The following is a 1,253-nucleotide window of genomic DNA, read 5'->3' as shown; positions in this document are numbered from 1 at the left end:
TGGAGTGACCCCTGTCAAGTAGACAGTATTTAAAAAGCGCAACTAAGCAACCTGAGTTCTATATTTATATGGACTCAGGTTATTTAATTTCTTTTGAAATCTTTGATGATTATAAAAATGTATATATTTGCGTACGGCAAGTTTAACCTCATTCGCTTTACGGAAGGAGGTTAAATGAAAACACTCTGCCTTAAAGTGACTGAAGAAGTTTTCCATGCAAGCATTATCCCAACAGTTGCCTCTTCGAGACATACTTGCCTTCATCTGATATTTTTTAAGTAATTGATTATATTGACGAGAGGTGTACTGGGATCCTTGATCACTATGCAAGAGGATTCCCTTCACATTTCGTTTTTTCTTTGCCTTTTTAAGTGTATCTAAAACAAGCTTTAAGTCATTTCTACGACTGATTTCATAGGCAACAATCTCATTATTATATAAATCCTTAATGGCGGATAAGTACAAGCGCTGTCCATTGAAAATTAAGTAGGTAATATCCGTTACCCATTTCTCATTTGGTCTTGAAGCTTGAAAGTTTCTATTTAGATGGTTCTCTGAAGTCACATACGCCTCTTTTTTTCCGTAATAAGGTCGTTTTTTCCTAATTATAGCTTTGATACCTAATTCATTCATCAATCTTTGGATACGCTTATGATTCAAATGAAGGTTATATGTGGCTTTCAGCCACACTTGTATTCTTCTATATCCATAAATCCCTCTTAGTTTTGTATGACACTCCAATATTTTTTTCTTGAATTCAGTGTCCGCTAATTGTTTTTTAGAAGGCACTGCGTGTCGCTTTATCCATTTGTAATAGCCACTTCGGGTTACACCAGCAATGGCACATAATAGAGTAACTGTATATCCTGTTTCTAATATCTCATATATCACTTCAAACTTTCTCATTTTGGATATAGCTGGCACGCCTCCTTTTACATTCCTAAGAGCTTTTTTAACATCGCATTCTCCGCTTCTAATCGTTTAATCTTAGCCTCTGAATTTTCGGGTTTCGTTCTTGGTCTACCTAAACCGGGACCTTTTGCTTTCCCACGTTTTTCTTCTAGTCCTTTGATACCTTCAGCTTCGAAGTGTTTCACCCATCGACTTACAACTGAATGATGAATACCTAATTCTGTCGCAATAGTTTTATAGCTCATACCTTCTTTTAAATATAAATCTACAGCTTTTTTCTTAAATTCCACATCGTAAGTGACCCTAATTTTGCCCACAGAAAAATCCCCTCCATAGTAAAC

General features: G+C 35.8%; 2 protein-coding genes. Both read right to left on the bottom strand.

Features of this window, described 5'->3' with window-relative positions; translation table 11 throughout:
- Positions 1 to 42 precede the first annotated feature (42 nt).
- Positions 43 to 924, bottom strand: coding sequence for an IS3 family transposase (locus ACYVEC_RS30140; protein WP_142332761.1), 882 nt, complete (start codon positions 922 to 924; stop codon positions 43 to 45).
- 8 nt (positions 925 to 932) lie between these two features.
- Entirely contained in the window at positions 933 to 1,229 is a 297-nt protein-coding gene (locus tag ACYVEC_RS30135; protein WP_063223171.1) for a transposase, read from the bottom strand.
- Positions 1,230 to 1,253 lie beyond the last annotated feature (24 nt).

The sequence above is a fragment of the Bacillus sp. MN7755 genome, assembly GCF_054771475.1.
Note: the sequence above shows the minus strand (reverse complement) of the source record. Positions and strands in the feature narration are given on the sequence as shown.